Origin of the sequence: Microbacterium sp. JZ37, from assembly GCF_035188445.1 — a bacterium.
Classification (GTDB): domain Bacteria; phylum Actinomycetota; class Actinomycetes; order Actinomycetales; family Microbacteriaceae; genus Microbacterium; species Microbacterium barkeri.
On the sequence record NZ_CP045253.1, the window covers coordinates 2,136,334 to 2,161,888 of the forward strand.

General features: G+C 71.1%; 24 protein-coding genes and 1 tRNA gene. 18 read left to right on the forward strand and 7 right to left on the reverse strand.

The window, feature by feature from the left end; all coding sequences use genetic code 11:
- The first annotated feature begins 17 nt into the window (after positions 1-17).
- The 5 genes from hpaD to GC092_RS09905 all read left to right on the forward strand — a co-directional run bounded on the left by hpaD (position 18) and on the right by GC092_RS09905 (position 4,701).
- Entirely contained in the window at positions 18-1,181 is a 1,164-nt protein-coding gene (gene hpaD / locus GC092_RS09885; protein ID WP_324011673.1) for a 3,4-dihydroxyphenylacetate 2,3-dioxygenase, read from the forward strand.
- The gene (hpaH, locus tag GC092_RS09890) at positions 1,178-1,966 is read left to right on the forward strand and encodes a 2-oxo-hept-4-ene-1,7-dioate hydratase (protein ID WP_324011675.1); all 789 of its coding nucleotides are present in this window, start codon (positions 1,178-1,180) and stop codon (positions 1,964-1,966) included. The genes hpaD and hpaH overlap by 4 nt, the downstream gene beginning before the upstream one ends.
- Entirely contained in the window at positions 1,951-2,754 is an 804-nt protein-coding gene (locus GC092_RS09895) for an HpcH/HpaI aldolase family protein (RefSeq protein ID WP_324011677.1), read from the forward strand. The genes hpaH and GC092_RS09895 overlap by 16 nt, the downstream gene beginning before the upstream one ends.
- Before the next feature lie 92 nt (positions 2,755-2,846).
- On the forward strand, positions 2,847-4,286 hold the full coding sequence (locus tag GC092_RS09900) for an HNH endonuclease signature motif containing protein (RefSeq protein WP_324011679.1): 1,440 nt from the start codon (positions 2,847-2,849) through the stop codon (positions 4,284-4,286).
- A gap of 79 nt (positions 4,287-4,365) precedes the next feature.
- Positions 4,366-4,701, forward strand: coding sequence for a hypothetical protein (locus tag GC092_RS09905; protein ID WP_271173985.1), 336 nt, complete (start codon positions 4,366-4,368; stop codon positions 4,699-4,701).
- A 13-nt stretch (positions 4,702-4,714) separates the two neighbouring features.
- On the opposite strand, the gene GC092_RS09910 is transcribed toward GC092_RS09905, so the two are convergent.
- Positions 4,715-5,437 carry a response regulator gene (locus GC092_RS09910; protein ID WP_324011681.1) on the reverse strand — a complete coding sequence of 241 codons (723 nt, stop codon included), beginning with the start codon at positions 5,435-5,437 and terminating at the stop codon, positions 4,715-4,717.
- Positions 5,434-6,714: an ATP-binding protein gene (locus GC092_RS09915; protein WP_324011683.1), complete on the reverse strand. Its 1,281-nt coding sequence runs from the start codon at positions 6,712-6,714 to the stop codon at positions 5,434-5,436. Before GC092_RS09915 ends, GC092_RS09910 begins: the two co-directional genes overlap by 4 nt.
- A gap of 123 nt (positions 6,715-6,837) precedes the next feature.
- Between GC092_RS09915 and GC092_RS09920 the strand changes: the two genes are divergently transcribed.
- From GC092_RS09920 to GC092_RS09945, 6 genes are all read left to right on the forward strand, one after another.
- Positions 6,838-7,860: a tripartite tricarboxylate transporter substrate binding protein gene (locus GC092_RS09920; protein ID WP_324011685.1), complete on the forward strand. Its 1,023-nt coding sequence runs from the start codon at positions 6,838-6,840 to the stop codon at positions 7,858-7,860.
- Positions 7,857-8,435 carry a tripartite tricarboxylate transporter TctB family protein gene (locus GC092_RS09925; protein WP_324011687.1) on the forward strand — a complete coding sequence of 193 codons (579 nt, stop codon included), beginning with the start codon at positions 7,857-7,859 and terminating at the stop codon, positions 8,433-8,435. The genes GC092_RS09920 and GC092_RS09925 overlap by 4 nt, the downstream gene beginning before the upstream one ends.
- A complete protein-coding gene (locus tag GC092_RS09930; protein ID WP_324011689.1) occupies positions 8,435-9,973 on the forward strand; it encodes a tripartite tricarboxylate transporter permease in 1,539 nt (512 codons plus the stop codon). Before GC092_RS09925 ends, GC092_RS09930 begins: the two co-directional genes overlap by 1 nt.
- Positions 9,974-10,403: 430 nt before the next feature.
- On the forward strand, positions 10,404-12,596 hold the full coding sequence (locus GC092_RS09935) for an MMPL family transporter (protein ID WP_324011691.1): 2,193 nt from the start codon (positions 10,404-10,406) through the stop codon (positions 12,594-12,596).
- 68 nt (positions 12,597-12,664) lie between these two features.
- The gene (locus GC092_RS09940; RefSeq protein ID WP_324011692.1) at positions 12,665-13,858 is read left to right on the forward strand and encodes a sensor histidine kinase; all 1,194 of its coding nucleotides are present in this window, start codon (positions 12,665-12,667) and stop codon (positions 13,856-13,858) included.
- Positions 13,855-14,517, forward strand: a complete 663-nt coding sequence (locus GC092_RS09945) for a response regulator (RefSeq protein WP_324011694.1) — start codon at positions 13,855-13,857, stop codon at positions 14,515-14,517. Before GC092_RS09940 ends, GC092_RS09945 begins: the two co-directional genes overlap by 4 nt.
- Positions 14,518-14,731: 214 nt before the next feature.
- On the opposite strand, the gene GC092_RS09950 is transcribed toward GC092_RS09945, so the two are convergent.
- A tRNA-Lys gene (locus GC092_RS09950) sits at positions 14,732-14,807 on the reverse strand.
- A 170-nt stretch (positions 14,808-14,977) separates the two neighbouring features.
- On the opposite strand from GC092_RS09950, the gene GC092_RS09955 reads away from it, so the two are divergent.
- The gene (locus GC092_RS09955; RefSeq protein WP_324011695.1) at positions 14,978-15,814 is read left to right on the forward strand and encodes an inositol monophosphatase family protein; all 837 of its coding nucleotides are present in this window, start codon (positions 14,978-14,980) and stop codon (positions 15,812-15,814) included.
- On the forward strand, positions 15,811-16,374 hold the full coding sequence (locus tag GC092_RS09960) for a hypothetical protein (protein WP_324011696.1): 564 nt from the start codon (positions 15,811-15,813) through the stop codon (positions 16,372-16,374). The genes GC092_RS09955 and GC092_RS09960 overlap by 4 nt, the downstream gene beginning before the upstream one ends.
- 7 nt (positions 16,375-16,381) lie before the next feature.
- Here the strand turns inward: GC092_RS09960 and GC092_RS09965 are convergent, their stop codons facing one another.
- Positions 16,382-17,704: a hypothetical protein gene (locus tag GC092_RS09965; RefSeq protein ID WP_324011699.1), complete on the reverse strand. Its 1,323-nt coding sequence runs from the start codon at positions 17,702-17,704 to the stop codon at positions 16,382-16,384.
- A gap of 65 nt (positions 17,705-17,769) precedes the next feature.
- Positions 17,770-18,312 (reverse strand): RNA polymerase sigma factor, encoded by a 543-nt coding sequence (locus GC092_RS09970; protein WP_324011701.1) that lies wholly within the window; start codon positions 18,310-18,312, stop codon positions 17,770-17,772.
- Between the two features lie 84 nt (positions 18,313-18,396).
- On the opposite strand from GC092_RS09970, the gene GC092_RS09975 reads away from it, so the two are divergent.
- Positions 18,397-19,218: an aldo/keto reductase gene (locus tag GC092_RS09975; protein WP_324011702.1), complete on the forward strand. Its 822-nt coding sequence runs from the start codon at positions 18,397-18,399 to the stop codon at positions 19,216-19,218.
- A gap of 33 nt (positions 19,219-19,251) precedes the next feature.
- On the opposite strand, the gene GC092_RS09980 is transcribed toward GC092_RS09975, so the two are convergent.
- Positions 19,252-20,016 carry an IclR family transcriptional regulator gene (locus tag GC092_RS09980; RefSeq protein WP_271173968.1) on the reverse strand — a complete coding sequence of 255 codons (765 nt, stop codon included), beginning with the start codon at positions 20,014-20,016 and terminating at the stop codon, positions 19,252-19,254.
- A 106-nt stretch (positions 20,017-20,122) separates the two neighbouring features.
- Between GC092_RS09980 and GC092_RS09985 the strand changes: the two genes are divergently transcribed.
- Genes GC092_RS09985 through GC092_RS10000 form a run of 4 tightly spaced genes read left to right on the forward strand, consistent with a single transcriptional unit; the run spans position 20,123 to position 24,601 of the window.
- The gene (locus GC092_RS09985; RefSeq protein ID WP_324011703.1) at positions 20,123-21,574 is read left to right on the forward strand and encodes a GntP family permease; all 1,452 of its coding nucleotides are present in this window, start codon (positions 20,123-20,125) and stop codon (positions 21,572-21,574) included.
- Positions 21,574-22,800 (forward strand): CaiB/BaiF CoA transferase family protein, encoded by a 1,227-nt coding sequence (locus GC092_RS09990; RefSeq protein ID WP_324011705.1) that lies wholly within the window; start codon positions 21,574-21,576, stop codon positions 22,798-22,800. Before GC092_RS09985 ends, GC092_RS09990 begins: the two co-directional genes overlap by 1 nt.
- Positions 22,797-23,720 (forward strand): hydroxymethylglutaryl-CoA lyase-like TIM-barrel protein, encoded by a 924-nt coding sequence (locus GC092_RS09995; RefSeq protein ID WP_324011707.1) that lies wholly within the window; start codon positions 22,797-22,799, stop codon positions 23,718-23,720. The genes GC092_RS09990 and GC092_RS09995 overlap by 4 nt, the downstream gene beginning before the upstream one ends.
- A gap of 50 nt (positions 23,721-23,770) precedes the next feature.
- Positions 23,771-24,601, forward strand: a complete 831-nt coding sequence (locus GC092_RS10000) for a nucleoside hydrolase (protein ID WP_324011709.1) — start codon at positions 23,771-23,773, stop codon at positions 24,599-24,601.
- Positions 24,602-24,610: 9 nt separating this feature from the next.
- On the opposite strand, the gene GC092_RS10005 is transcribed toward GC092_RS10000, so the two are convergent.
- On the reverse strand, positions 24,611-25,507 hold the full coding sequence (locus GC092_RS10005) for a D-alanyl-D-alanine carboxypeptidase family protein (protein WP_324011711.1): 897 nt from the start codon (positions 25,505-25,507) through the stop codon (positions 24,611-24,613).
- Positions 25,508-25,555 lie beyond the last annotated feature (48 nt).

Genomic DNA, 25,555 nt, shown 5'->3' on the forward strand with positions numbered 1-25,555 from the left:
ACGCAAGGACGCATGACATGACCCGACGCGAGGACATGACCCTCACCTCCTCCGGCTACTTCGTCTCGCAGGAGGCGCCGATCGCCGCGGCGAACCCGATCCCCCGCCCCGCTGCCGCTCCCCCGGACATCCTCCGGTGCGCCTACATGGAGCTCGTGGTGACCGATCTCGCGGCATCCCGCGCGTTCTACGTCGACGTGCTCGGCCTCTACGTGACCGAGGAGGACGACACGACGATCTACCTGCGCTCAACCGAGGAGTTCATCCACCACAACCTCGTGCTCCGCACGGGCCCGGTCGCGGCGGTCGCGGCGTTCTCTTACCGCGTGCGCTCACCCGAGGACCTCGACCGCGCCGTCGCCTTCTTCACCGAGCTCGGGTGCCGCGTCGAGCGCCGACCCGAGGGCTTCGTGAAGGGCATCGGCGACGCGGTCCGCGTCGAGGACCCGCTCGGCTTCCCGTACGAGTTCTTCCACCAGGCCGACCACGTCGAGCGGATGTCGTGGCGGTACGACCTCCATGTCCCCGGCGAGCTCGTACGCCTGGACCACTTCAACCAGGTCACGCCCGACGTCCCGCGGGCGGTGTCGTACATGCAGAGCCTCGGATTCCGCGTCACGGAGGACATCCAGGACGAGGAGGGCACGGTGTACGCGGCGTGGATGCGCCGGAAGCCGACGGTGCACGACACTGCCATGACCGGCGGCGACGGCCCGCGCATGCACCACGTGTGCTTCGCGACGCACGAGAAGCACAACATCCTCGCGATCTGCGACAAGCTCGGGGCGCTGCGCCGCTCCGATGCGATCGAGCGCGGGCCGGGGCGACACGGCGTCTCGAACGCGTTCTACCTCTACCTCCGCGACCCCGATGGCCATCGCGTCGAGGTGTACACGCAGGACTACTACACCGGCGACCCCGACAACCCCGTCATCACGTGGGACGTGCACGACAACCAGCGCCGCGACTGGTGGGGCAATCCGGTCGTGCCGAGCTGGTACACCGACGCGTCGCTCGTGCTCGACCTCGACGGCAACCCGCAGCCCGTGCGCGCCCGCACCGACGCGAGCGAGATGGCGGTGACGATCGGCGCCGACGGCTTCTCGTACACGCGACGAGACGACGACGAGGCGATGCCCGAGTGGAAGCAGGGCGAGTACAAGCTGGGGCACCAGCTGTGAGCCTCTCGGCCGAGGCGATCCGGGCGATCGCCGACGAGCTGGCCGCGGCCGACCGCGACCGGACGCTCATCCCGCGCATCACCGCGCGCCATCCGGAGGCGACCGTCGACGACGCGTACGCGATCCAGGGCATCTGGCGCGACGGCCGGATCGCCGCAGGGCGGCGCCTCGTCGGCCGGAAGATCGGGCTCACGTCGCGCGCGATGCAGCAGGCGACGGGCATCTCCGAGCCGGACTACGGGGTCATGTTCGATGACACGGTCTGGGAGAGCGGCGCGCGCATCCCGCACGACCGCTTCTCGAACGTGCGGATCGAGGTCGAGCTCGCGTTCGTGCTGAGCGCGCCGCTCGAGGGCCCGCACTGCACGCTCTTCGACGTCCTGCGGGCCACCGAGTACGTCACGCCCGCACTCGAGATCCTGAACTCGCACGTCGAGCTCGAGGGGCGGACGATCATCGACACGATCAGCGACAACGCGGCGTACGGCGGCCTCGTGCTCGGCGGCAGCCCGACCCGGCCCGACGACGTCGACCTGCGCTGGGTGTCGGCGCTGCTCTACCGCAACGAGACGATCGAGGAGACGGGCGTCGCCGCCGGAGTGCTCAATCACCCCGGCACAGGCGTCGCGTGGCTCGCGAACAAGCTGCACCAGCACGGAGCGCGTCTCGAGGCGGGCGAGATCGTCCTCGCGGGCTCCTTCACGCGCCCCGTCTGGATCGACAGGGGCGACACCGTGCTCGCCGACTACGGGCCGATGGGAGCCATCTCATGCCGCTTCGTCTGAACCCGACCCTTCGGCACCGGCTCGCGGAGGCGACGCGGCCGCTGTACGGCGGATGGGTGTGCTCGGGCTCCCCGGTCGTCGCCGAGATCATGGCGGGATCGGGACTCGACTGGGTGCTCATCGACATGGAGCACGCCCCGAACGGGCTCGAGTCGGTGCTCGCGCACCTGCACGCCGTGTCGGCGTACCCCGTGACCGCGGGCGTGCGCATCCCGTCGGCCGACCCCGTCGTCATCAAGCAGGTGCTCGACCTCGGCGTGCAGACGCTCCTCGTGCCGATGATCTCGACCGCCGACGAGGCGCGGGCGGTCGCCGAGGCCGTCCAGTACCCGCCCGCAGGGCGACGCGGCGTCGGCAGCGCCCTCGCGCGCTCGGCGCGCTGGAACCGGGTCGACGGCTACCTCCGCGACGCGGCCGAGCATGTCGCCGTGTACGTGCAGATCGAGACCGCGGAGGGCGTCGACAACGCCGCCGACATCGCGGCGACGCCGGGCATCGACGGCGTGTTCGTCGGCCCGGCCGACCTCGCGGCGTCGATGGGGCTGCTCGGGCAGCAGACGCACCCCGAGGTCGTCGCCGCGGTGAAGCGCGTCTTCGAGGCGGCCGCGGCCGTGGGCCGGCCGTGCGGCGTGAACGCGTTCGACCCCGCGGCTGCGCGCGCCTACGCCGAGGCGGGCGCGCGCTTCCTGCTCGTGGGAGCGGATGTCGCGCTGCTCGCACGCGCGTCGGAGGCGCTCGCGGACGGCTTCATCGGAGAGGACGCGGAGCGCGGGCGCGCTGCGACCTGACCTTCGCCTTCGTTATCGTTCTGTGACCTTTTGTGCTTCGTTCTGGCTCGTAGGGGTCTTCGAATGTCCGTGGTGGGCGGGACACTGGTGTCATGAGCGATGGGGCTGTGTGGGGTGAAGGGGATGGTCCGTGCCCGACGGCTTCGGAGCGTGCGGCGGTGGAGTCGGCGATCGAGGCGATCCGGGCGGCAGACAGGGTGATCGCTCATGCGCAGGCGGCGCGTCAGATGGCGTTGGCGTCGGCGTCGCAGGTGGCGTGGGCGCAGCATGAGCGGCAGGTCGCGGCCGGGGGCTCGTCGCGGGCGTGGGCGCATCGGGCGATCGCGGAGGAGATCGCCGCGGCCACGCACACCCCGGGCCGGTCGGTGGAGCGGCAGATGAACGACGCGACCGTGCTGGTGTCCCGGTTCCCGGTCGTGCGGGACCGGCTCGCAGCGGGGACGGTGTCGCTCCCGCACGCGCGGGTGATCGTGCTGTGCGGGGACCGCATCGACGACCCTGCCGTGCGGGCGACGTATGAGGTGCGGGTGCTGGAGCGGCTGGACCGGGTGCCGATGACCGCGGCCGCGTTGGCGGAGGTGGCGCGGAAGATCGCGCAGGAACTGGACCCGGTCTCGATCAGCGACCGCCACAAGGCCGCCAGGCGGAGGCGGCGGGTGGGGTTCCGTCCCGGGGAGGACGCGATGGGCGCGTTCGACGCGGAGGTCGCGAACGTGCTCGGGGTCGGGATGATGGACCGCATCGACCAGATGGCGAAGACCGTCATCGCCGCCCGCGCCGCCGCCCGCCGCGCCGGCGACCCGGCCGCGCTCGCGGATGACCGCACCTTGGATGAGATCCGGGCGGACATCTTCACCGACCTCACCCTCACCGGCACCCCCACCGGCCACAACCACCTCTACGGCGCCACCTTCCCCGAACCGAGCAGCACAGGCGGTACGGGCGCACCCGACGGGAAGGACAAGGACACCGCGGGGCGTGCGGATGCGAAGGCCGGGCCCGTGGGGCTCGGCGCGATTCGCGGGAGCGTGCACATCACCATCCCCGCCACTGCACTGGCGAACCCCACGAACCGCACCGAGGGCGCCACCCTTGCCGGGGCAGGACCGATCCCGATCATCGACGCCAAGCAGATCGCCGCGGACGCCACCATCTGGAACCGCGCCTTCACCGACGCGAACACCGGGGTCCTCCTCACCGTCGACCAGAGATTCCCCACCACCGCGCAGCGGCGGTTCCTGAAGGCCCGGGACGAGCGGTGCCGGTTCCCCGGGTGCCGGCAGGCCATCCGCAAGCACTACGTCGACATCGACCACACCCACCCCCACTCCCGCGGCGGGCCCACAAACGTGGCCAACCTCGAGTACCTCTGCGAGACGCATCACATGCTCGAGCAGATGACCCAATGGACCGTCACCCAGGGGCCCGGGGGTGTTCTCGAATGGACGTCCCCGAACGGACGCGTCTACACCGACACCCCACCACCCGTCGCCCGCTTCACCCCACCCGACGACGAACCACCACCCTTCTGACACGCACGCGGGCAGACGGCAGGCGCCGCCGCCCGTCGTGTCCATGCCTCGGCCTGCTCTTCGCCGATAGGGTGCAGACGTGGATTCAGACGCGCCTGAGCACGAACAGCACCGACTCGATCTCGATGCAGCCTCGGCCGAACAGATCGACGACCCATGGTCGGCCCGACGACGCCTGGCGTGGGGGCTGGCATGGAGCATCCCGGTCGTCGCGCTCGTCGTCGGGATCGTGCTGACGAGCAGCGGAACGCTCGAGTTCACCCGGACGTACGACGGATACACCTACGAGGCCGAGTACCACACGGTGTGGCCCGCCGGCCTCGCGCTGCTCGCCACCGGTGTCCTCGGTCTCACCGCGGCGGCGATCGCCACCGCCCTGATGCTGACTCCGCGGCCCGCCCTCGACAGCCGCTGACGCGCGCGTGCCGTCAGCCTGACGGCGCCGGGGCCAGCCGATAGAGCACGCGCGGGCGGCCCCGCCGCCCGTAGCTGTGCGCGATGTCGATCCGCCCCTCGGCGACGAGGTGCTCGAGGTACCGGCGAGCCGTCGCGCGCGAGATCCCGCACGTGGCCGCGAGTTCCTCGGCGGAGACCGAGCGGACGGGGTCGAGCGCCGCGAGGACGCGCTCGAGTGTCTGCGCGGCGAGTCCCTTGGGAAGCTCGACACGCCCCTCGCGCCTCGGTCGTTCGGGAGCCCGCGTGGTGCCGACGGCGAGGAGGCGATCGATCTCGCCCTGGGAGAGACGCCGATCTGCAGCGTCTGCCCGTCGTCGGTCGGCGTCGGCCGCGTACGCTCGCAGTCGTTCCTGGAGCGCCTCCTGCGTGAACGGCTTCACGAGGTATCCCGAGACGCGTGCGGCGAGCGCCTGCCGGACGGTCACCTGATCGTGGGACGAGCTGATCACGAGGACATCCGCCCCGGCCTCGCCCAAGGTCCGCAGACGGTGCAGGACCTCGATCCCGCTGATGTCGGGAAGCCGCATGTCGAGGAGCACGAGATCGACGCCGCGTCCGAGCTGGGCGAGCGCCGCTCGCCCAGTGGCCGCCGTCGCCGCCACGTAGAACCCCGGGGTCTCGGCGACGAACCGGCTGTGCAGGGCGCGCGCCGCGGCATCGTCGTCCACGATGAGCACCCCGATCCGCTCGCTCATCGCTCGGCACCCAGATCGAAGTCGAAACGCGACCCGCCCAGCGCGGATCGACGAAGCTCGATGGTGCCGCCGCGCGACGTGACGGTGCGCCGGACGAGCGCCAGGCCGATCCCGCGCCCGACGCCCGACGCGTCCGGCTTCGACGAATAGCCGCGCGTGAAGACGCGATCGACGTCGGCGGGGTCGATGCCGGGCCCGTCGTCTTCGACGGCTCCGACGAACCGGCCGTCGACCTGCCGCAGCGAGCAGCGCACCGACGACGCCCCGGCCTCGGCGGCGTTGCGCGCGAGATTCGCGAAGACGAGGAGCACTCCCTCGTCGATCGGTACGTCCGGATCCATGTCGGTCTCGAGCCGCGTCCCACGCGCGCTCAGCTCGGAGCGGAGCGCCTCGATGCTCGCGCTCAGCAGCCCCGAGGGCCGCGAGACCCCCTCGCCTCCGTTCCCGGAGAGGACGGGCACGACCCCTTCGATGTACTGGAGCGCCTCTGCGCGATCGCCGTGCGACACGAGTCCGTGGATCACGTGGAGTCGGGTGCCGAACTCATGCGCCTGCTCGCGCAGCGCCGCCGTCACATGACGCAGCTGGCGGTGCTCCGCCTCCATGGCGTCGCTCCTCCGGAACCGTCGCTCGATCGCGGCCGCGAGCAGCGAGCTCGCGAGGGTTGCGACGATGAGCGCGGCGGATGCCCAGGGCAGCAGCTTCTCGACGCCCGCGGCCGTCTGGGCCGAGATGCTCGACTCGAGGATGCCCACGGCCACCATGCCGACCACAGCCCCGTCCGAGCCGATCACGGGCACCTTCGCGCGGAGCGAGGCCCCCGACGGCCCCGTCTCGGTGCCGACGAACTCCTCCCCCGCGAGCACCGGCTCCGTGGTGGTCGACACCTGGACCCCTCGCTGAGACGGATCGGGATGCGTGATCCGCACGCCCTCGTCGTCGGTGATCACGACGTAGTACACCCCGGCCGTGCGCTGGATCACGTCCGCCAGCGGCTGCAGCGCCGCGGTCGCCGTCGCGAGGGAGGATGCGTCGGCGGTGCGCTCCGCGGTCCCGATCGGACCGGCCGCCTCCACCGCGGTGCGGACCTCGTTCAGCTCGGCGAGACTGCGCGCCACGTCGTGCACGCGCTGCGTCGTCGCCTCCCGGATGCTCCGCTCCTGCACCGTGAGCGCGACGAGCGTCGTCAGGCCGACCGCGGCGAGCACGATGACGGATGGCAGGAAGAGCATCACGAGGCGCACGGCGCGCGTTCGGGTGTCGGCGGTCCTTGTCATGTCCTCGCGAGGATTCGGTGAGCATCAATGATCACAACGCCTCGGGACGAGGCGCGCGCTCTCACGGCGGCTCATCCTATTACTCATCTTGCGGCGACAAAGGTGTCCGCAGAAGGAGCAGAGATGAGCACAGACGATTCCGTCACCCCTCCCCGTGGGCGCTCGCCGGTCGCCCGTACCGTCACACGCGTGATCGGCGCCTCCCTCGCGACGGCGGCGATCGCGACCGCCGTGTACGGATCCGTGACGTCGGCAGCCGCCGGCACGGACCTCCATGCATCGATGACGATCATCGCTCCCGCCGCTCCGGGCGGCGGATGGGATGGCGTCGCGCGCGAGATGCAGCAGGCGCAGCGGGCGAACGGCCTGGTGAACAACGTGCAGGTCGTGAACATGCCGGGCGCCGGCGGCACGATCGCGCTCGGGAACGTGTCGGTCCTCGCGGGGCAGCCGAACAACCTCCTCGTCGGGGGAACCGGCCTCCTCGCGGCGACGATCCAGTTCGATTCGGCCGCCACGCTCGACGACGTCACGCCCATCGCCGTGATGGTGGAGGAATACGACGTGGTCGTCGTCCCCGCCGACTCCCCGTACGAGACCCTCGACGATCTCGTCTCCGCATGGCGGGAGGATCCGCGGGCGCTGCCCTGGACCGGCGGCGGCTCGTTCGACCAGCTCGTCGTGACCGATCTCGCTCTCGCGGCGGGCATCGATCCGGTGGAGACGACGTACATCTCCTCGGATGGCGGTGGCGAGGCCATCCAGGCCCTCCTGAACGGGACCGCGCAGGCGGCCACGGGCGGCTACCCCGACAACATCGACCAGATCGCGTCCGGACGTCTGCGGGCGCTGGCGCTGATCGCCGAGCAGCCGGTCGAGGGCATCGAGATCCCCACGGCGGCGGAGCAGGGCTACGACGTGGCGCTGACGAACTGGCGCATGGTGGCCGCGCCCTCCGCGCTGTCTGAGACAGAGCGCACGGAGCTCACCGACCTCGTCCTCGAGACGCTCGAGACTCCGGAGTGGCAGGACGCGATCGAGCGCTACCACTGGACGGAGCGCGTGATCACGGGTGACGAGCTGACCGACTTCCTGGAATCCGAGCGTGCTCGGATCGCCGACCTCTACGAGGAGATGGGGCAATGATGCCTTCGAACAATCCCACCGCCCTGTCCGCGGTCGTGGGCGGTCCGGGGGCGCCCCGCACGACGGCGCCGTCGATCGCGACGCTCGCGGCGCATCTCGTGATGCCCGTGCTCCTGGCGGCCTTCGCGAGCTACCTGCTCGTGGGCATCCTCACGATGTCGGTCCCCGAGGGCGCGGCGTTCCCCGGCCCGCAGTTCTTCCCGGGACTGATCTCGGCGGGCCTCTACCTGCTGGCGGTCCTGCTCGGGCTCTCGGGCTTCCGGCAGTGGCAGAGCAGCCGGACGCAGACCGATGACGCGGCAGCCGACAGCGCAGGCGGCATCCTCTCCCGCCCGCGCTGGCGCTCGCTGCTGTGGGTCGTGGGGTCGTTCCTCGCCTTCGCGCTCCTGCTCGAGGTCCTCGGCTGGATCATCGCGGCGACGCTGCTGTTCGTCGGCGTCGTGCGCGGCTTCGCGTCGTCGCGCTGGCTGTTCAATGCGCTCGTGGGGCTCACCCTGAGCTCGGTCATCTACATCGCATTCGACATGCTGCTCGGCCTCCCGCTGCCGTCGGGCATTCTCGGAGGGGGTCTCTGATGGACGTCCTTCCTCTTCTCGCCGACGGATTCGCCGGCGCGCTGACCTGGCAGAACCTCATCTGGGTCCTCGTCGGATGCCTGCTCGGCACCGCGGTGGGCGTGCTGCCCGGCCTCGGCTCGTCGATGGCCGTCGCCCTGCTGCTGCCGGTCACCTTCGCCCTCGAGCCGACCGCCGCGTTCATCATGTTCGCCGGGGTCTACTTCGGCGGGCTCTTCGGAGACTCGACCATGGGCATCCTGATGAACACGCCCGGTCAGGCCTCGGCCATCGCGTCGACGTTCGAGGGGCACCGGATGGCCCTCAGCGGCCGGGCGGCGCAGGCGCTCGCGACCGCGGCGATCGGCGCCTTCATCGGCGGATTCGTCGCCTCGGTGCTCGTCGTCTTCCTCGCGCCGCTCCTCGCCGACTTTTCGAGCAGCTTCGGCCCGGCAGAGTTCTTCGCGCTCGCGGTCTTCGCGTTCGCCGCGACCTCCTCCGTCGTGACGGACACGCCGCTGCGCGGCATGGCGTCGCTCTTCCTCGGGCTGGGGATCGCCGTGATCGGGGTCGACAGCGTGTCCGGTGCTCCGCGCTTCACCCTGGAGTCGCCGTACCTCTTCGACGGCATCTCGCTCGTCACCGTGACCGTGGCAGTCCTCGCGCTCGGCGAGGTGATCTACGTCGCGTGCCTCTCGCGGCAGTCGGGCGAGGGCTCGATGGTCAAGCCGGCCGGCCGGCCCTGGCTCTCGCGCGCCGAGTTCCGCGAGGCGGCGCCCGCGTGGCTGCGCGGCACGGCGATCGGCGTGCCCTTCGGGATCGTGCCCGCAGGCGGGTCGGAGATCCCGACCTTCCTCGCGTACGGACTCGAGAAGCGGCTCGACGCCCGTCGGGACGTCCCCCGGTTCGGGAGCGGCGCCATCCGCGGTCTCGCCGCCCCGGAGGCCGCGGGCAACTCGACGACCGGCATGGCGATGGGGTCGCTGCTCGCTCTGGGCCTCCCGATCTCGGCGACCGCCGCGATCATGCTCGCGGCCTTCCGCCAGTACGGGCTTCAGCCCGGCCCGCTGCTGTTCGAGCGTGCGCCGGACCTCGTGTGGTCGCTGCTCGCGAGCTTCTTCATCGCGATGGTCGTCCTGCTGATCCTCAACCTGCCCTTCGCGACGCTGTGGGCCAAGCTGCTGCTCATCCCCCGGCCGTACCTGTTCGCCGGCATCACGGTGTTCTGCGCGCTCGGGACGTACGCGACCGGCGGCTCGACGTTCGACCTGCTCATGCTGCTCGGCATCGGCATCGTCGGCTTCATCATGCGGGCGGTCGACTATCCGCTGGCGCCGCTCATCATCGGCATGGTGCTCGGCCCGCTGGCCGAGACGAGCCTCCGCGACGCCGCGATGAGCGCCAACGGCGACTTCTCGGTGCTCGTCGGCGGGCCGATCCCGATCGCGCTCTACGCGCTGCTCGCCGTCGTGCTCTCGTTCTCGATCCGCGGACGGGTCGTCGCGCGCCGGCGGCAGAAGCTCGAGGCGGCGACGAGCGAGACGTCGCTCGTGCGCTGATCCGCGCTGAGGCCCGGTGCGTCCCGAACGGGACGTGCCGGGCCTTCGGCGTGCCTGCTGCCGCAGCTGAGAACGCGAGGGCCATGATCGCCGCCAGCAGCTGGTGTGAGAACAGCGTGGACGACGTGAAGGAGCGGGTCGCCCAGCACGACCGGAGACGTGGCGGATCTCACCGGCGGGGTCGGTCGAGGGGCACTGCGCACCTCCCCTATCAACGGCGAGACGTCGTTGAGCGCCCGTCGTCGCGGCAGACATCGCGTCGGCGCAGGCCGAACGCGACACGTGACCGTGACGCCGACACGAATCACCGTGTCGGCCAACGCCTACTGCGCTCGCAGTAGATGAAGATCCTGCGTTCGGCAGACGTGGCGGACCGCTTCGGCGGAAAGGCTGGAGATCGTCCGATTCCCTGTCCTGAGGAAGGGGCCTTATGGCTCGCCTGCTGTCACGTCTGGGGCGCTTCATCGCCCGCCATCGCTGGGCCACGGTGTTCAGCTGGATCCTGGTGCTCATTGCGCTCGCCATCGTCGCGCTGAGCGGCATGAAGTTCGGCGACGGGACCTTCGATGTCCCCGGCACGCCGTCAAGCGAGGCGATGTCGGCGCTGGAGGACGAGTTCCCGTCCGACGATGACGCCGCGAAGTCGCTGCAACTCGTCGTGAGCACTGAGGACCACGCGGATGTGACCGCCCCCGAGATCGCCGCCGACATCGCAGCTGCTCGAGGCGATCTCGCGGCGATCGATGGCGTTCTCACCGTCTCCGACCCGCTCGATCCTGCACGACCGTACATCTCGCAGGACCTCAGCACAGCCGTGGTCTCGCTCGAGGTGGACCCCGATGCGGACGGAGAGCGAGTCGCCGAAGAGGTCGCGGACATCGCCGCTGCGCTGCGTGGCGATTCCCTCATCGCGGAGGTCGGCGGGAGCCTCGAGTCCGGAGTGCCGGAGATCATGGGCCCGAGTGAGATCGTCGGTGCCGTGTTGGCGTTCATCGTCCTCCTGATCACCTATGGATCACTCGTAGCCGCGGGCGCGAACATGCTCGGCGCGCTCGTCGGCGTGGGAGTCGGCATCCTGGGCGTGCTCGGCGTCTCGGCAATCACCCCGATCGGCTCACTGACCCCGATCCTCGCGGTCATGCTGGGACTGGCTGTGGGGATCGACTACTGCCTGTTCATCCTCGCCCGCTTCCGATCCGAATTGCGCGAGGGTGTGAGCGCCGAGGACGCGATCGCCCGCGCCGTGGGGACCGCAGGGTCGTCCGTCGTCTTCGCAGGGGCGACGGTCATCATCGCCCTGGCCGGACTGTCCGTCGTCGGCATCACCTTCCTCGGTGAGATGGGTCTTGCGGCCGCATTCGCAGTGGCTGTCGCCGTCCTGATGGCGCTCACTCTGCTGCCGGCGATGCTGAGTTTCATGGGTCGCCGTGCGCTGTCTCGCAAGGACCGCGCGGCGCGCAGCACCTGTCGGAACGACGGCGGACCCTTCATGACCGGATGGTCGCGTGTCGTCACCCGTCACAGGGTGGTCAGTCTCCTCGGCGGCGCGCTTCTGCTCGGAACGCTCGCGCTGCCGCTCGCCACAATGCAGACCACGCTGAGTGTCCCGGGCGGCGAGGATCCGGAGTCGAGCCAGCGGGCAGCGTACGACCTGATCTCGGACGCGTTCGGCGAGGGAGCACAGGATCCTCTTGTGGTCCTGGTGCGGCACGACGACGTCGAGGAGGTGCTGCCGGACGTCCAGGAGCACCTGGCCGCGCTCGACAACGTCGACATGGTCGTTCCGGCGGGCGTCAACGACCGCGGTGACGTAGCGATGCTCACCGTCATGTCGGAGCACGGCCCGCTCGACGACGAGACGAAGGACCTCGTGCGCGATCTGCGCGCCGAGGATCGTCGGGTGGATGGCGCCGAGTTGCTCGTCACCGGCGGTACGGCGATGGGCCTCGACTCCGACGAACAGCTGCAGTCAGCACTGACCACGTACATCGCTCTCATCGTGGGGCTGTCGCTGCTGCTGATGATCGTGCTGTTCCGGTCGATCCTGGTTCCACTCATCGCCACGGCCGGCTTCCTGCTGTCCCTCGGCGCGGGCCTGGGCGCGACCGTGGCGGTCTTCCAGTGGGGTTGGCTGGATGCGCTGATCACGTCACCGCAAGGCAACCCGCTGCTGAGCCTGCTGCCGATCGTCGTGACCGGGATCCTGTTCGGGCTCGCGATGGACTACCAGGTGTTCCTCGTGTCCCGCATGCACGAGGCCCACACGCATGGCATGACCCCGCTGGAGGCGATCCGCACCGGCTTCCGCCGCTCGGCGATCGTCGTCGTCGCGGCCGCCGCGATCATGGCCGCCGTGTTCGGCGGGTTCGCGATGAGCCCTTCCTCCCTGGTCGGCTCCATCGCCCTGGCGCTCACGGTGGGCGTCGTCGCGGATGCGTTCGTCGTCCGCATGGTGCTCGTGCCGGCGGCGCTCGCGCTGCTTGGGAAGTCGGCATGGTGGATGCCACGCTGGTTGGACCGAATCGTGCCGAGCATCGACGTGGAAGGCGCCGCACTCGATACGCAGCCTGGCGCTGCACACACGGAAGCGATCCCGGCCCCGGGGCCTGCCGGCGTCCGGTGAGGGCGAGGGCGGTATCGGGCTGGCGGACGGTCAGCTCGATACCGCCGTGTCTGGCAGAGTGAACTGACATGAGCGAAGGTTCCCCGGCCGCCCCGCGGCGTCCGCGCGGCCTCGGCCTCGAGTTGGGCCGCGTCGAGTGGGGCCTCGATGCGGCGGCGGCGATCGCGATCGTCGTCGAACTGACACGCGAGATCTCCACGTCCTCGTTCGCCACCGCGCCCGTGGTCGTCCTCGCCGTCGCGGCAGCGGCCGCCCGACGACGCTATCCCGCGACTGCCGCGGCTGCCGCTATCCTCGTGAGCGGGCTCGTCCTCCTGACGCCCTCGGGCGCGGTGCCGCTGTGGGTCGTCGCGGAGGTCTGCCTCTTCTCTCTCACCCTCCGATGCGGGCGGCGCACGACGCTCGGGTTCGGGGGCGCACATGCGGCCCTGCTGTACATCGGCGCCGTGGTCGTCTTCCAGGTCACACCGGTCGACCCCGTCGCGTTGATCCTGCCCGTCTGGACGGCCGCGGTCGTCGCAGCCGGGCTGTTCCTCCGCACCAACAACGACTACCTCCTCGCGCTCGAGGAGCACAGCCGGGCTGCCGCCTCACACCGCGACGCTGAGATCCGTCACCGGGTCGATGAGGAGCGCCTCCGCATCGCACGCGACCTCCACGACTCAGTCGCACACACCGTCTCCGCGGTGGCGATCCATGCGGGCGCGGCCGAACGACACCTCTCCAACGACCCTGACCGGGCACGCACGGCGCTCCAGCAGGTGCGTGCCTCGGCCCGCACCGTGGTGGACGAGCTGCAAGACGTCCTGGCCGTTCTGCGCAACCCCGGTGGCACATCCGCCGACGAGCAGCACGGCTCGGTGCCCGGCCTCGACGGCATCGCCGCTCTCGTTGAGGCGACGCGGGCAGCTGGCCTGCGCGTCGAGTTCCGCGCGGTCCTGCCGAATTCAGTGGATCAAGCGGTCGGCGTGGCCGCCTACCGGATCGTGCAGGAGTCGCTCACAAACGCGCGCAAGCATGGAACGGAACCGGTCACCGTGTCGATCAGCCATGACGACCGCGCGCTGAGCGTCGAGGTCGCCAATCGTGTCGTCGACGCTCGGGGTGCGGTCCGCGAGGACGAACGCGGCTTCGGGCTCATCGGAATGCGCGAGCGCGCGGCCAGCGTGCACGGCTCCATGCGCGCTGGCGCAGAACAGGGGCGCTTCGTACTTCGTGCCCTCCTGCCCCTCCACACGCACGAGAAGCCGGGTCTGCGATGACCACCGTCCTGCTGATCGATGATCAGGCCGTGATTCGCGCGGGTCTGCGCAGCGTCCTCGAGTCCGCCGATGTCACGATCGTCGGTGAGGCTTCAGAAGGCTCCCGCGGCGTCGAGCTCGCGCGTTCGCTGCGTCCGGACGTGGTGCTGATGGACCTGCGGATGCCCGGAGAGGACGGCATCTCGGCGACGAGCGAGATCCGCTCTGACCCCGCCCTCGACGACGTGCGCATACTCGTGCTCACGACGTTCGACGGCGACGGGGACGTGGTCGCTGCGCTGTCCGCCGGAGCCGACGGATTCCTGGGGAAGGCCGCGGATCCTGATGAGATCATCCAGGCCGTCGAGCGCGTCGCTGCGGGCGAGTCCTCTCTGTCCGCGCGCGCCTCGCGCGCTGTGATCACCCACCTGTCCACCGCGAAGGGCCAGCGCCGAGCCGAGATCGACTCGGAACTCGCGGCTCTCGTCGCGACGCTGACCCCCCGAGAGCGCGACCTGGTCGCTGCGGCCGCACGTGGCGAGGACAACGCCGCGATCGCCCGGCGCCTCTTCATCTCGCCGCTGACGGTCAAAACGCACATCAATCGAGCCATGACCAAGCTCGGCGCACGGGACCGCGGACAGCTGGTCGCGTTCGCCTATCGCGGCGGCATCGTCTGACGCGGCAAGTGCCTCGAGGCCTCGCTTCTGACTCGATGAAGGCGGCTGTCGTGGGCAGAAGGAGCGCGCCCGTGCGGGAGGATGGGCCGCAGCCCCCGAGCCTTCTGGCGCGTTTCCTGGTGCATTTCTTGGTGAAACTGCCCCGCTCGGCCCCTCCCCCGGGAACGACGAAGGCCCGAGTTCCGCGTGTTTCCGCGGCTCTCGGGCCTTCAGGTGGTGCACCCCCAGGGACTTGAACCCTGAACCCACTGATTAAGAGTCAGTTGCTCTGCCGATTGAGCTAGAGGTGCGTTCCGTTCTCCGGGAGTTCCTTCCCTGCGAACCGAGAGACTACGTTACCAGGCTCGTCAGGCCCGCGCGAATCGAGGTGCGCCCGGGCGTGCCTGTGCGTCTCCTGTGCACCGCTCACGCGTGCTCTGAACCTCAGGGCCGGTCGCGACGGCGCCGATATCCTGAGCGGGTGACCTCCCCCTCGTCGACTCCCGCCTCCCCCGCCCGCGCCGGCCTCGACGAGGATCTCGCGCTCGCCCTCCGCCTCGCCGACGCCGCCGACGCCCAGACGCTGCCGCGCTTCGACTCCGCCGACCTCGAGGTCTCGCGCAAGGCCGACCGCAGCCACGTGACCGACGCCGACCTGGCCGCCGAGCGCGCCATCCGCGACATCCTCGCGACCGAGCGCCCGGACGACGGGATCTTCGGCGAGGAGTACGGCCGCGACGACGACGCGCCTCGCCGCTGGATCATCGACCCGATCGACGGCACGGCGAACTTCCTCCGCGGCGTCCCCGCGTGGGGCACGATGATCGCGCTCGACATCGAGGGCTATCCGCGCCTCGGCGTCGTGAGCTCCCCCGCGATGCGCCGCCGCTGGTGGGCGGCCGAGGGCCTCGGCGCCTGGACGAGCGTCGACGGCGGCGAGCCGCGGCCCATCCGCGTGTCCGACGTCGCCGATCTCGACGATGCGAGCGTGAGCTTCCAGAGCATCGCGCAGTGGGACGACGCGGGCCACCTCGAGGAGCTCATCACCCTGAGCCGCCGTGTGTGGCGCGACCGCGCGTACGGCGACATCTGGTCGTACATGCTCCTCGCCGAAGGCCGTCTCGAGTTCGTCGCGGAGTTCGACGTCAAGGAGTACGACCTCGCCGCGGCCGCCGCGATCGTCACCGAGGCCGGAGGGCGCATGACCTCCTTCGACGGCGCGCCGACGATCGCGGAGGGCTCGGCTCTCGCGACCAACGGCGTCCTCCACGACGCCTTCCTCGAGCTCCTCGCCGCCCCGCCGCAGGCCACGACGTGACGACCGGGGCGGCCCGCACTCGGCGCTCCCTCGCCGCGGCGGGAGCGACCTTCCTCGTCGCCGCCGCGATGCTGGTCGGCTGCGCCTCGCCGCTCACGCCCAAGACGCCGTCCGACGGCGGATCATCCGCGAACGGCGGCGCCTCCGGTGCGGGCGGCGGCGCGCCGACCTGCGAGACGATCATCGCGCCCGCGCTCGTCGACCAGTTCGCCGAACTCGGATGGACGGCCCGCACCGATCCGTTCTACGTCGGCCCCACCGAGGTGCCCGGCGGCGTCAGCTGCACGTGGGGCGACTTCGAGGCCGGAGCGACCGACGTCGTCCAGATGTACGGATGGGCTCCCGTCGAGGCGGACGTCTCCGCCGAGCTGCAGGGGTACCTCGCCGACCAGGGCTGGAAGCGCGAGGAGGCCGACGGCGTCGTCTACCTCACCGAGAGCATGCCCTCGGCGGAATGGGCGGATGAGCAGGGGTACGGCATGACGTACGCGTTCGGCGACGGATGGGTCGCGCTCGCGGACACGAAGAGCGGCCTCGCCGTCATCACGTGGCGCGGCTGAGCACGCGTCATTCGATCCAGCCGTAATGGCCGCCCTCGGCCGCGGAGAAGTCCAGTGCGGACTCGGCGACGGCGATGACACTCCACGTTCCGCCTGCGGAGTCGGTGAACTCGTACGTCGGCACCAGCAGCACCGATCCATCGGCCTGCCAGTGGCTCGCGAGCCCGAGGCGTGCCGACACGATCTCGACGTCATTGACGCTCCACGAGACCGACGCGCCCGGCTCCGGCAGCGACGGCGCCGCGGTCGGCGGCGTCCACTCCTCACCCGCCACGCCCTCGCGCAGCGCCTCGGGAAGGGTCGTCAGCTGAGCGCCGAAGCGCGGATCGGACAGGCGCTCGAACGCCTCCTGCTCGCTCACGACCTCGTACTCCCCGAACGGCACGATGTCGGCGAGGGCGCCGTATCCGCTGACGATCCCCTCCGCGGCGTAGTCGAGGTGCAGGGCGCTATCGATGCGCTGGCCATCGATGACGGTCCAGATCGCGACCGAGCGGGTCGCGGACCCCTCCCAGGTCTCCGACGTGTACTCGTACGCGGCCGGGTCCTCTCCGAGCCGCGTCATCAGGTCGCGCGCGGCGGCGATGGCGGGGCCCTCCTCCGGGGCGACGCAGGCCTCGCCGCACGCCCATGGATCCCCGCCGCTCCAGAACCAGAAGCCGAGAGTGCCGTCGAGACTCGCGCTGAACGACGCAGCGCTGCCGTCCTGCGGGCCGACCACCCACATCCCGTCGCGGATCTCCGGGGCGCCCTCGACGCCGAGAGCCGCGGCGAAGGCGCCCACCTTCTCCGCAGTGGACGACGCGGCAGCGTCGTAGGCATATGCAGCCGCCCGGCCGCCGCTCGACGAGAGCAGCATCGACGACCGGAACGAGCTCCGCGACGAATACCCGTACGGGTAGCTCGTGTCCGACGACTGTGCGGAGAGGTCCTGCGAACCGGACTCCGCCGCGCCCCGGTCGGCGAGCGCGCCTCCCTGCGCGGGGCCGCCCTCTCCGGGCAGCGAGATCGGCGGTGCCGCACCGTCGCCATCCGAGACCCCGGCGTCCGAAGAACCGGTGCCCGATCCGGCGGTCGCCTGGCCCGCGGCGAGACCGTAGCCCGCGACGCCTCCGACGACGAGCGCGAGCGCGACGGAGGCCGCGATCGCGAGCACGGCCATCCGCCTCGGTCCGCGGCGAGCGCGCTCGGCGTCCAGATCGACCGGTGCCGCACCTTCCGCGGTCGCCGCCGCGATCACCGCGTCGGCGAAGCCCTCCCTGGGCTCGACGTCCGCTGCCGGGTCCGCCGCGCGGAGGCGGCCGACCGGGTCCTGGTCATGCGCGTTCATGGCGTCCTCCTGGAAAGCTCGCTCTCCCTGTCTATGTGGCGGGAAGGCCGGATCTTGCGGCGGGATCAGAACCGGAGGCGCTCGCCCCACGCGGCGCGCAGCCGCGCTCGGGCGCGCGAGAGCGCGGCGTCCGCGCCCGAGCGCGAGATGCCGAGCACCGCCGCGAGCTCCTCGCCGTCGAGCCCCTCCCAGGCGTGCAGCAGGAGGATCCGTCGGTCCCGCTCCCCCACCGCGGCGAGCGCACCGCGCAGCTCGGCGTCGAACAGCGCGTGCAGCTCGGGATCGTCGGCGACGCGAGACGCTCCCGACTCGGGCAGGGTCTCAACGGGGAGGTCGACGTGCTTGCGACGCGCATTCGCGAGGGTCAGCTCGGCGGTGCGATAGAGCCACGGGAGCTCCGCGCCTCGCGGCACGTCGGCACGTCGCCGCCATGCGACCGCGAAGACGTCCGACGCGAGGTCCTCGGCATCCTGCCGGGGCCCGCGCCGGGCGAAGTACTTCACCAGCGCGGTCGCATGGGCGCGCACGACCGCCGTGAACCAGGCGAGGTCGTCGGGCATCGTGCCTCCCTCGGCCGGCGGATCCTCCGCTGCGGTGCGCACGCTCATCACACCATGTCTCTGTCGCGACGCCCGCGGATCTTGCACGCGACGCGCCGACATCCTGCACGCGGCCTGCGGCAGAGTGGAGGCATGACGTCGCATGCGCTCATCCCCCTCTCCGACGGACGCTCGATCCCTCAGCTCGGTCTCGGCGTGTACAAGATCCCGGATGCCGATGCGGCCGAATGCGTGCGGGTCGCGATCGAGGCGGGGTACCGCCACATCGACACCGCCGCCCTGTACGAGAACGAGCGCGGCGTCGGCGAGGGGATCCGCACGAGCGGCATCCCCCGCGACGAGGTCTTCGTCACGACGAAGGTCTGGAATGACGACCACGGCTTCGACGAGACCCTGCGCGCGTTCGACGCGAGTCTCGATCGCCTCGGCCTCGACACCGTCGACCTGTACCTCATCCACTGGCCGATCCCCTCGCGCGACCGCTACGTCGAGACCTACCGCGCCCTCGAGCGGATCCGCGAGGAGGGGCGGGCCCGCTCGATCGGCGTCTCCAACTTCGCGATCGCGCACCTCGATCGCCTCCGCGCGGAGACCGACGTGGCCCCCGTCGTGAACCAGGTGGAGCTGCATCCTCTCCTGCCGCAGGCCGAGCTGCGTGCGTATCACGCCGCGCACGGCATCGTGACCGAGGCGTGGTCGCCGCTCGCGCGCGGGCGGCTCCTCGACGACCCTGCCCTGGCCCGCATCGCCGAGAAGCACGGCGTCGCCCCGGCGCAGGTCGTCATCCGGTGGCACCTGCAGCTCGGCAACGTCGTCATCCCGAAGTCCGTCACCCCTGCGCGGATCCGCGCGAACATCGACGTCCTCGGGTTCGAGCTCGACGCGGATGATCTCGCGGCGATCGCGGCACTCGAGTCGGGCCTCCGGACGGGCCGCGACCCCTCGCTCGACTGAGGCGGATGGGCCTGATCCGGCCGAGAGGCGCGCTCAGGCCGCGCTGGGCTTGCGCCCGCCGAACGCGGCTGTGAGCGCATCGGCCGCGGTGACGACCGCGTCGACGAGCTGCTCGCAGACCTCGACGGGCATCCGGAGGGTGGGCCCCATCACCGTGAGCGCGCCGACGAGCGCCGCGTGCTGGTCGAAGACGGGAGCCGCGAGCCCCGAGGCCGCTTCCATGCGCTCGCCCACGGTGATCGCGTAACCCGCGGCGCGCGTCTGCGCGACCGCCGCGCGCAGCACGTCGGGGTCGGTGATGGTCGCCTCGGTCAGCGCGGGCAGCTCGCCCGACGCGACCTCGTCGAGCAGACCGTCGGTCCACGCGAGGAGCACGCGGCCCGAGCTGCCGACGTGCAGCGGCTGTATGCGCCCGACGTACATCTCGCGCTTGAGACCGTGGCGCGTCTCCGCAACCCCCACGCACACCCGCGCGCCCTGCTCGACGCGGAAGAAGCACGCCGTCTCCCCCGTCTCGTCGCGCAGCGCCTGCAGCTGAGGCGTCAGGAGCTCCGTGAAGTCGCGCGCGCGGGTCGCGGGGCCGGCCCAGTACGCCATCCGCACGCCGATCCGGTAGCGCTCGCCCTCGCGCTCGAGGAACCCGTGGTCGACGAGGTTCGCCAGCAGCCGGTGCGCGGTCGACGCGGGCAGGCCGGTCGAGGCGCGGATCTCGCTCGCCGTCCGCAGCGGCTCGCTGAGCGTGAACGCGTCGAGGATGGCGGTGATCTTCGCGAGGACGAGGAGCGGCTGTTCGGCCATGAGGCGATCCTAGGGACCGGACGCCGGTTTGCCCACATCGTGAGACTGCTCCTACAGTGTGGGATCAGAGCAGGAGCAGGATGACGCTTCAAGGGAGAGGCCGTTTGTGAACGAGTGGTACACGCTGGGAGTCGTCGGACTCGTCATCGTCGGGGTGGTCTTCGCGATCGTGCGGTTCCGCATCAACCCCGTGATCGCGCTCGCAGTCGGTGCGGCCGCGATCGGCCTGCTCACCGGCCTCGGGCCGGTCGACACCGTGACGACCATGACCCGCGGCTTCGGCGACGTCATGATGGAAGCCGGCCTGCTCATCGCGTGGGGCGTGCTCATCGGAGCGATGCTCAACGAGATGGGCGCGATCACACGGCTCGTCGACGGCCTCCTGCGGATGTTCGGCAAGCGCGGCGTGCCCTACGCGCTGGGCCTGTCGTTCGCGACCTACCTGCAGACGATCTTCGTCGACGTCATGATCGTCATCGCCGCACCCCTCGCGCGCCGGATCGCCCCGCGCCTGGGTCGCAACGGCACCGGCATCATGGGCGTCGTCTTCGCGGTGAGCCTCGAGACGGGCATCGTGCTCATGGTGCCGGGCTTCGCGGCGGTCGCGCTCGCGGGCCTCCTCGGCGTGCCGCTCGGCGTCATGCTCATCGGGGGCCTCGTCGTGGTCGTGCCGACCGTGATCCTCACGATCATGCTCATGACGATCGCCTTCCGCCTCGGCTTCTGGAACCCCGAGAAGGACGAGAAGGCGATCGTCGAGGAGCTGACCGATGAGGACGCGACGGATGCCTCGGCCGACACCGCGCCATCCGCTTCGTCGCCCCGGATCGATCGCACGCGGACGGGCACGGTGCGCACCGCGCTCGGCGGCGTGCCGCACGGATACACGGCCGTCGCCGAGCGCACCGAGCGCGAGCAGCCGCTCCTGCTCCTGTTCGCCCCGATGCTCACGGCCCTCCTGCTCATCGCCGCGCAGGCGGTGCTGACGGTCCTGGCGATCGAGGTGCCGGCGATGCAGTTCATCGGCAATCCGGTCATCGCCCTGCTGTTCGCCGTCATCGCGACCGGCATGATCGGGCGCCGCGCGGTCGGCACGCAGCGCATCGAGAAGTCGCTCGTGAAGGGCTTCCAGGACGGCGGGCAGATCTTCGTCCTCACGGGCGTCGGCGGGTCGCTCGCCGCCGTCATCTCCGAGGGCGACCTCGGCGCCATCCTGCAGGGGTACTTCCAGGCGACGACGTTCGCTCCCCTGCTCGTCGTCTGGGTGATGGCCGCCGTGCTCCACATCGCGGTCGGCTCCGTCACCCTGTCGGCGATCACCGCGGCGGGTGTCATCGCGCCGGTCGCGACGAGCCTCGGGCTCGACCCGCTGCTCATCGCCCTCGCGGCCGGCGCCGGAGCGCTCTTCTGCGTGCACGTCACCTCGAACACGTTCTGGCTGCTGCAGTCGTTCCTCGGGCAGTCGGTGCGCGGCGCGCTCAAGACCGTGACCGTGGGCGTCTCCCTCGCCTCCGTCATCGCGCTCGCGATGACCCTCGTCCTGGCGGTGTTCCTCTGATGTCTCCCTTCCGTCCCCTCGACGGCGTCCGCGTCCTCGAGCTCGGCAACTACATCGCGGCGCCGACGGCAGGGCGCCTGCTCGCCGACTTCGGCGCCGACGTGATCAAGGTCGAGCGGCCGCGCACGGGCGACGAGCTGCGCCGCTGGCGTCTGCACCGCGGCGAGACCTCGATGCTCTACCGCACGATCAACCGCGGGAAGAGGTCGGTCGTGGTCGATCTGCGCAGCGACGAGGGCCGCGCGATCGTGCTCGACCTCATCCGCACGTCCGACGTGCTCCTCGAGAACTTCCGCCCCGGCACCCTCGAGAGGTGGGGCCTCGACGCCGCCGCGCTCGAGGAGGCGAACCCCGACCTGATCGTCGCGCGGATCTCCGCGTTCGGCCAGAGCGGCCCCCTGTCACACCGGCCCGGCTTCGCCGCCGTCGCCGAGGCGTACGGCGGCTTCCGCGAGCTCGTCGGAGAGCCCGGGCGACCGCCGAGCCGCACGGGCGTCTCGATCGGCGACACGATCGCGGGCATCTACGCGGCGTTCGGCATCGCGATGTCGCTCTTCGCGCGTCTGCGAGACGCGGGCCGGCTGCGCGAGACGCCGTTCGGCGATCGCGTGATCGACGTCGCGCTCAACGAGGCGATGCTGTCGGTGACCGAGTCCCTCGTCCCCGACTGGGAGGCGTACGGTGTCCGGCGCGAGCGCACGGGAGGGCGGATGGAGGGCATCGCCCCGTCGAACGCGTACCTGTGCGCAGACGGCAAGAGCATCGTCGTCGCGGGCAACGGAGATGCCATCTACCAGCGGTACATGACGGCGATCGGCCGACCCGACCTCGCATCCGCGCCCGATCTGCAGTCGAACGAGGGCCGGTGGGCCGCGCGCGATCGCCTCGACGACGCGATCGGGGCGTGGGCGGCCACGCTCACGAGCCAGGAGGCGCTCGCCGTGCTCGATGCCGCGGGCGTGCCATCCGGCCCGATCTACACGGCGGAGGATGTCTGCGCCGACGAGCAGTACGCGGCGCGCGACATGATCCAGCGCTTCGACGTCGACGACGGAGAGGGCGTCCGCGAGGGCGTCGGATTCCCCGGCATCGTGCCCGTGTTCGGCGGGCGATCGCTTCCCATCGCGCACATCGGGCCCGATCTCGGCGAGCACACGCGCGACGTGCTGCGCGAGCTCGGCTGGGACGACGCGCGGATCGACGCCTACGAGGAGGACCTCCGATGACCCTGCAGTACCGCGACGTCACGCTCCGCGACGGCCTCCAGCTCGTCGGCAGGCCGCTCCCGACCGAGCGGAAGGTGCAGCTCGTCCGCGAGCTCTTCGCCCTCGGCGTCGAGCACATCGAGGTGGGCTCGATGGCGCGCCCCGACCTCGTGCCCGCGCTCGCCGACACCCTCGACGTCGTCGCCGCACTGACGCCCGAGGAGCGCGACCGCGTCTGGGTCTGGGTGGCGACCCCGCGACACGTCGAGCGCGCCGCCGCGGCGGGTGTCCGGCGATTCCAGTACTGCTTCTCGGCCTCCGACAGCCACAATCAGGCGAACATCGGCCGCGACACCGAGACGTCGCTCGCGGCGATGCCCGATGCGATCGCGGCCGCCGCGGCAGTCGGCGGGAGCGTGCAGCTCTGCATCGCGACGTCGTTCACGTGCCCCTTCGAGGGCGAGGTCCCCCTCGAGCGCTTCGCGCGCATCCTCGACGACCCGCGCACCGACGGCGCTGTCGACGTCGTCGTCTGCGACACGCTCGGGCAGGCCCATCCGTCAGAGGTGCGCACCCGCGTCGCGCTGGCCGCGTCCGCGCGCCCCGGTCTCGGCGTCGTCTTCCACGGGCACGACACGTGGGGCCTCGGCGTCGCGAACGCCGCCGCGGCCGCGGATGGCGGCGCGACCGTCGTCGACGGAGCGCTCGGCGGCCTCGGCGGATGCCCGTTCGCGCCGGGCGCCTCCGGCAACACCGCCCTGGAGGACCTCGCCTTCGCCTTCCGCCCCGACTGGCTCACTCCCGACGCCTTCGGCACCCTCGTCCGCCTCGGTGAGGAGATCACGACGACGCTCGGCGAGCCCGACCGGTCGCGAGCGCGCTCCGGCGCGCGCAGCCGGGCGAAGGCGTTCCCGTGGGTGGTCGGTGACGCGCCACACTAAAACATAAAGCGTGTAATGTTTTCATTCACGGCAACGGAGCGGAGGCGCGGATGAGGCATGCGATCGCGACAGCAGGACGGATGGTCGTCGACAACGACTGGGGCGGCGACCCGGATGGCCTCGTGGCGCTCGCGCACCACCTCCTCTCGCCATCCGACGACGTCGTCGGGGTCACGAGCTCGTTCCTCAACCCGATGTTCGGCCCATCCGAGGGCACCGCGGAGGGCGGCCGTGAGCTCGCCGCCGAGCTCCTGACGCGGATGGCACAGGCGCCTCTTCCGCTCGCAGCGGGAGCCGACACAGCGTTCGACGGCAGCCCGCGCGAGACCCCCGCGGCGCGGCTCATCGTCGATGCGGCCGCGCAGGCGACGCCCGACGCGAAGCTGACCGTCGTGTGCGGCGGCCCGCTGACGAACGTCGCCGACGCCATCCGCCTCGCGCCCGACGTCGTCGAGCGGACTCGCCTCCTCTGGGTCGGCGGCCTGCTCGAGGGCGACGGGTTCGAGTACAACCGCGACACCGATGCCGGCGCGGCGACGTTCGTCTTCGCCCAGCCGGAACTCGAGGTCATCCGCTTCCCGGCCGAGACGTACCGGCTGCTCGCGATCTCGGTCGCCGAGCTCGAGGAGCGGCTGACGTCTTCCGGAGCACTCGGCGGATGGCTGTGGGAGCGCTACGAGCAGCTGCCGCTTCCCGAGGGCGTCGCGATCGACCCCGTTTGGCCGCTCGGCGACAGCGCGCCGCTCGCGTTCACGGCGCTCCGGCACGCGCGCACGCGGACCGTTCCCGGATCGCTCCCCCACGAGCTGGTGTGCGTCGATCTCGACGAGCGCCTGATCATCGAGGACCTCTTCGCGCGGCTCCGTCTCGCCGCGCGCTGAGCCGGTCGCTCACTCCGCGAGCGACGCCTCGACCTGCGCGTACAGCTTCCGCGACGCCGTGAATCGCGCGTCGTCGTCGGGCTGCCCCAGCACGACCGCGTAGACGCGGGTCGTCCCGCCGTCTCCGTCCGGCACATCCTTGGCCGAGAGCAGGCTGCTGCCCTCGAGAGTGCCGGTCTTGATGCCGACGACACCCGGATCCGCGAGCAGGTCGTTCGTGTTCTCGACCAGCCCTGCGCCCGGGAGGTCCACGGACGGCGTCGCGACGATCTCCGCGATCACCGGGTTCTCGAGCGCGAGGCGGCCGAGCTCGATGAGCGCCTCGGGCGTGGCCGTGTTCCGGGTGTCGATGCCGGTCGGCTCGACCATCGTGATCCCGTCGAGGCCGTTCTCGGACACGAAGGCGGCCGCGGCTGTCGCGAACGCCGCCTCGTCACCCCAGATGCTCGTCACGAGGATGTCGGCGTAGTTGCACGCGGAGCCGATCAGCATCCCCTGGAGCAGCTGGTGCTGCGTGAGCATCCCGTCGACCGGGATCTTCAGGGCGGACTCGCCTCGCGCGATGTAGTCCCGGTACGCGATGTCCCACTCCTCGGTGAACCAGTAGTCGCCGCCCTGCTCACCGGGTTCGAGCGGACGCTCCTCGAGCACCATGAGCGCCGTCACGACCTTCGAGATGCTCGCCATCGGCACGGGCGCGTCCGAGCTCGCGACGACGTCCCCATCGGCGATCGCGACGGCGGCCTGCCCCTGCGACGGCCAGTCGATGCCGTCGACGACCGCTGACGACGAGGCCTTCGACGCCCACGTGACGAGCCCGACGATGAGCGCCGCGGCGACCGCGAGCACCGCGACGACGATCGCGATGCGGATGGCCGCAGGCCGACGGACAGAGGAGGTGATCACACTCCAGTGTGTCCCGCGAGGCGGAGCGCGGACATCCGGGATGTCCCT

Bases quoted from the DNA above. Each gene is read 5' to 3' on its own strand.
- GC092_RS09920 (WP_324011685.1), top strand. From the start codon at position 6,838: ATGAGCACAGACGATTCCGTCACCCCTCCCCGTGGGCGCTCGCCGGTC.
- GC092_RS09910 (WP_324011681.1), bottom strand. From the start codon at position 5,437: ATGAGCGAGCGGATCGGGGTGCTCATCGTGGACGACGATGCCGCGGCG.
- GC092_RS09980 (WP_271173968.1), bottom strand. From the start codon at position 20,016: ATGGCCGAACAGCCGCTCCTCGTCCTCGCGAAGATCACCGCCATCCTC.
- GC092_RS09990 (WP_324011705.1), top strand. From the start codon at position 21,574: ATGTCTCCCTTCCGTCCCCTCGACGGCGTCCGCGTCCTCGAGCTCGGC.
- GC092_RS09940 (WP_324011692.1), top strand. From the start codon at position 12,665: ATGAGCGAAGGTTCCCCGGCCGCCCCGCGGCGTCCGCGCGGCCTCGGC.
- GC092_RS09995 (WP_324011707.1), top strand. From the start codon at position 22,797: ATGACCCTGCAGTACCGCGACGTCACGCTCCGCGACGGCCTCCAGCTC.
- GC092_RS09895 (WP_324011677.1), top strand. From the start codon at position 1,951: ATGCCGCTTCGTCTGAACCCGACCCTTCGGCACCGGCTCGCGGAGGCG.
- GC092_RS09900 (WP_324011679.1), top strand. From the start codon at position 2,847: ATGAGCGATGGGGCTGTGTGGGGTGAAGGGGATGGTCCGTGCCCGACG.
- GC092_RS09975 (WP_324011702.1), top strand. From the start codon at position 18,397: ATGACGTCGCATGCGCTCATCCCCCTCTCCGACGGACGCTCGATCCCT.
- hpaD (WP_324011673.1), top strand. From the start codon at position 18: ATGACCCGACGCGAGGACATGACCCTCACCTCCTCCGGCTACTTCGTC.
- GC092_RS09915 (WP_324011683.1), bottom strand. From the start codon at position 6,714: ATGACAAGGACCGCCGACACCCGAACGCGCGCCGTGCGCCTCGTGATG.
- GC092_RS09965 (WP_324011699.1), bottom strand. From the start codon at position 17,704: ATGAACGCGCATGACCAGGACCCGGTCGGCCGCCTCCGCGCGGCGGAC.
- GC092_RS09945 (WP_324011694.1), top strand. From the start codon at position 13,855: ATGACCACCGTCCTGCTGATCGATGATCAGGCCGTGATTCGCGCGGGT.
- GC092_RS09930 (WP_324011689.1), top strand. From the start codon at position 8,435: ATGGACGTCCTTCCTCTTCTCGCCGACGGATTCGCCGGCGCGCTGACC.
- GC092_RS09935 (WP_324011691.1), top strand. From the start codon at position 10,404: ATGGCTCGCCTGCTGTCACGTCTGGGGCGCTTCATCGCCCGCCATCGC.
- GC092_RS09925 (WP_324011687.1), top strand. From the start codon at position 7,857: ATGATGCCTTCGAACAATCCCACCGCCCTGTCCGCGGTCGTGGGCGGT.
- GC092_RS09970 (WP_324011701.1), bottom strand. From the start codon at position 18,312: ATGAGCGTGCGCACCGCAGCGGAGGATCCGCCGGCCGAGGGAGGCACG.
- GC092_RS10000 (WP_324011709.1), top strand. From the start codon at position 23,771: ATGAGGCATGCGATCGCGACAGCAGGACGGATGGTCGTCGACAACGAC.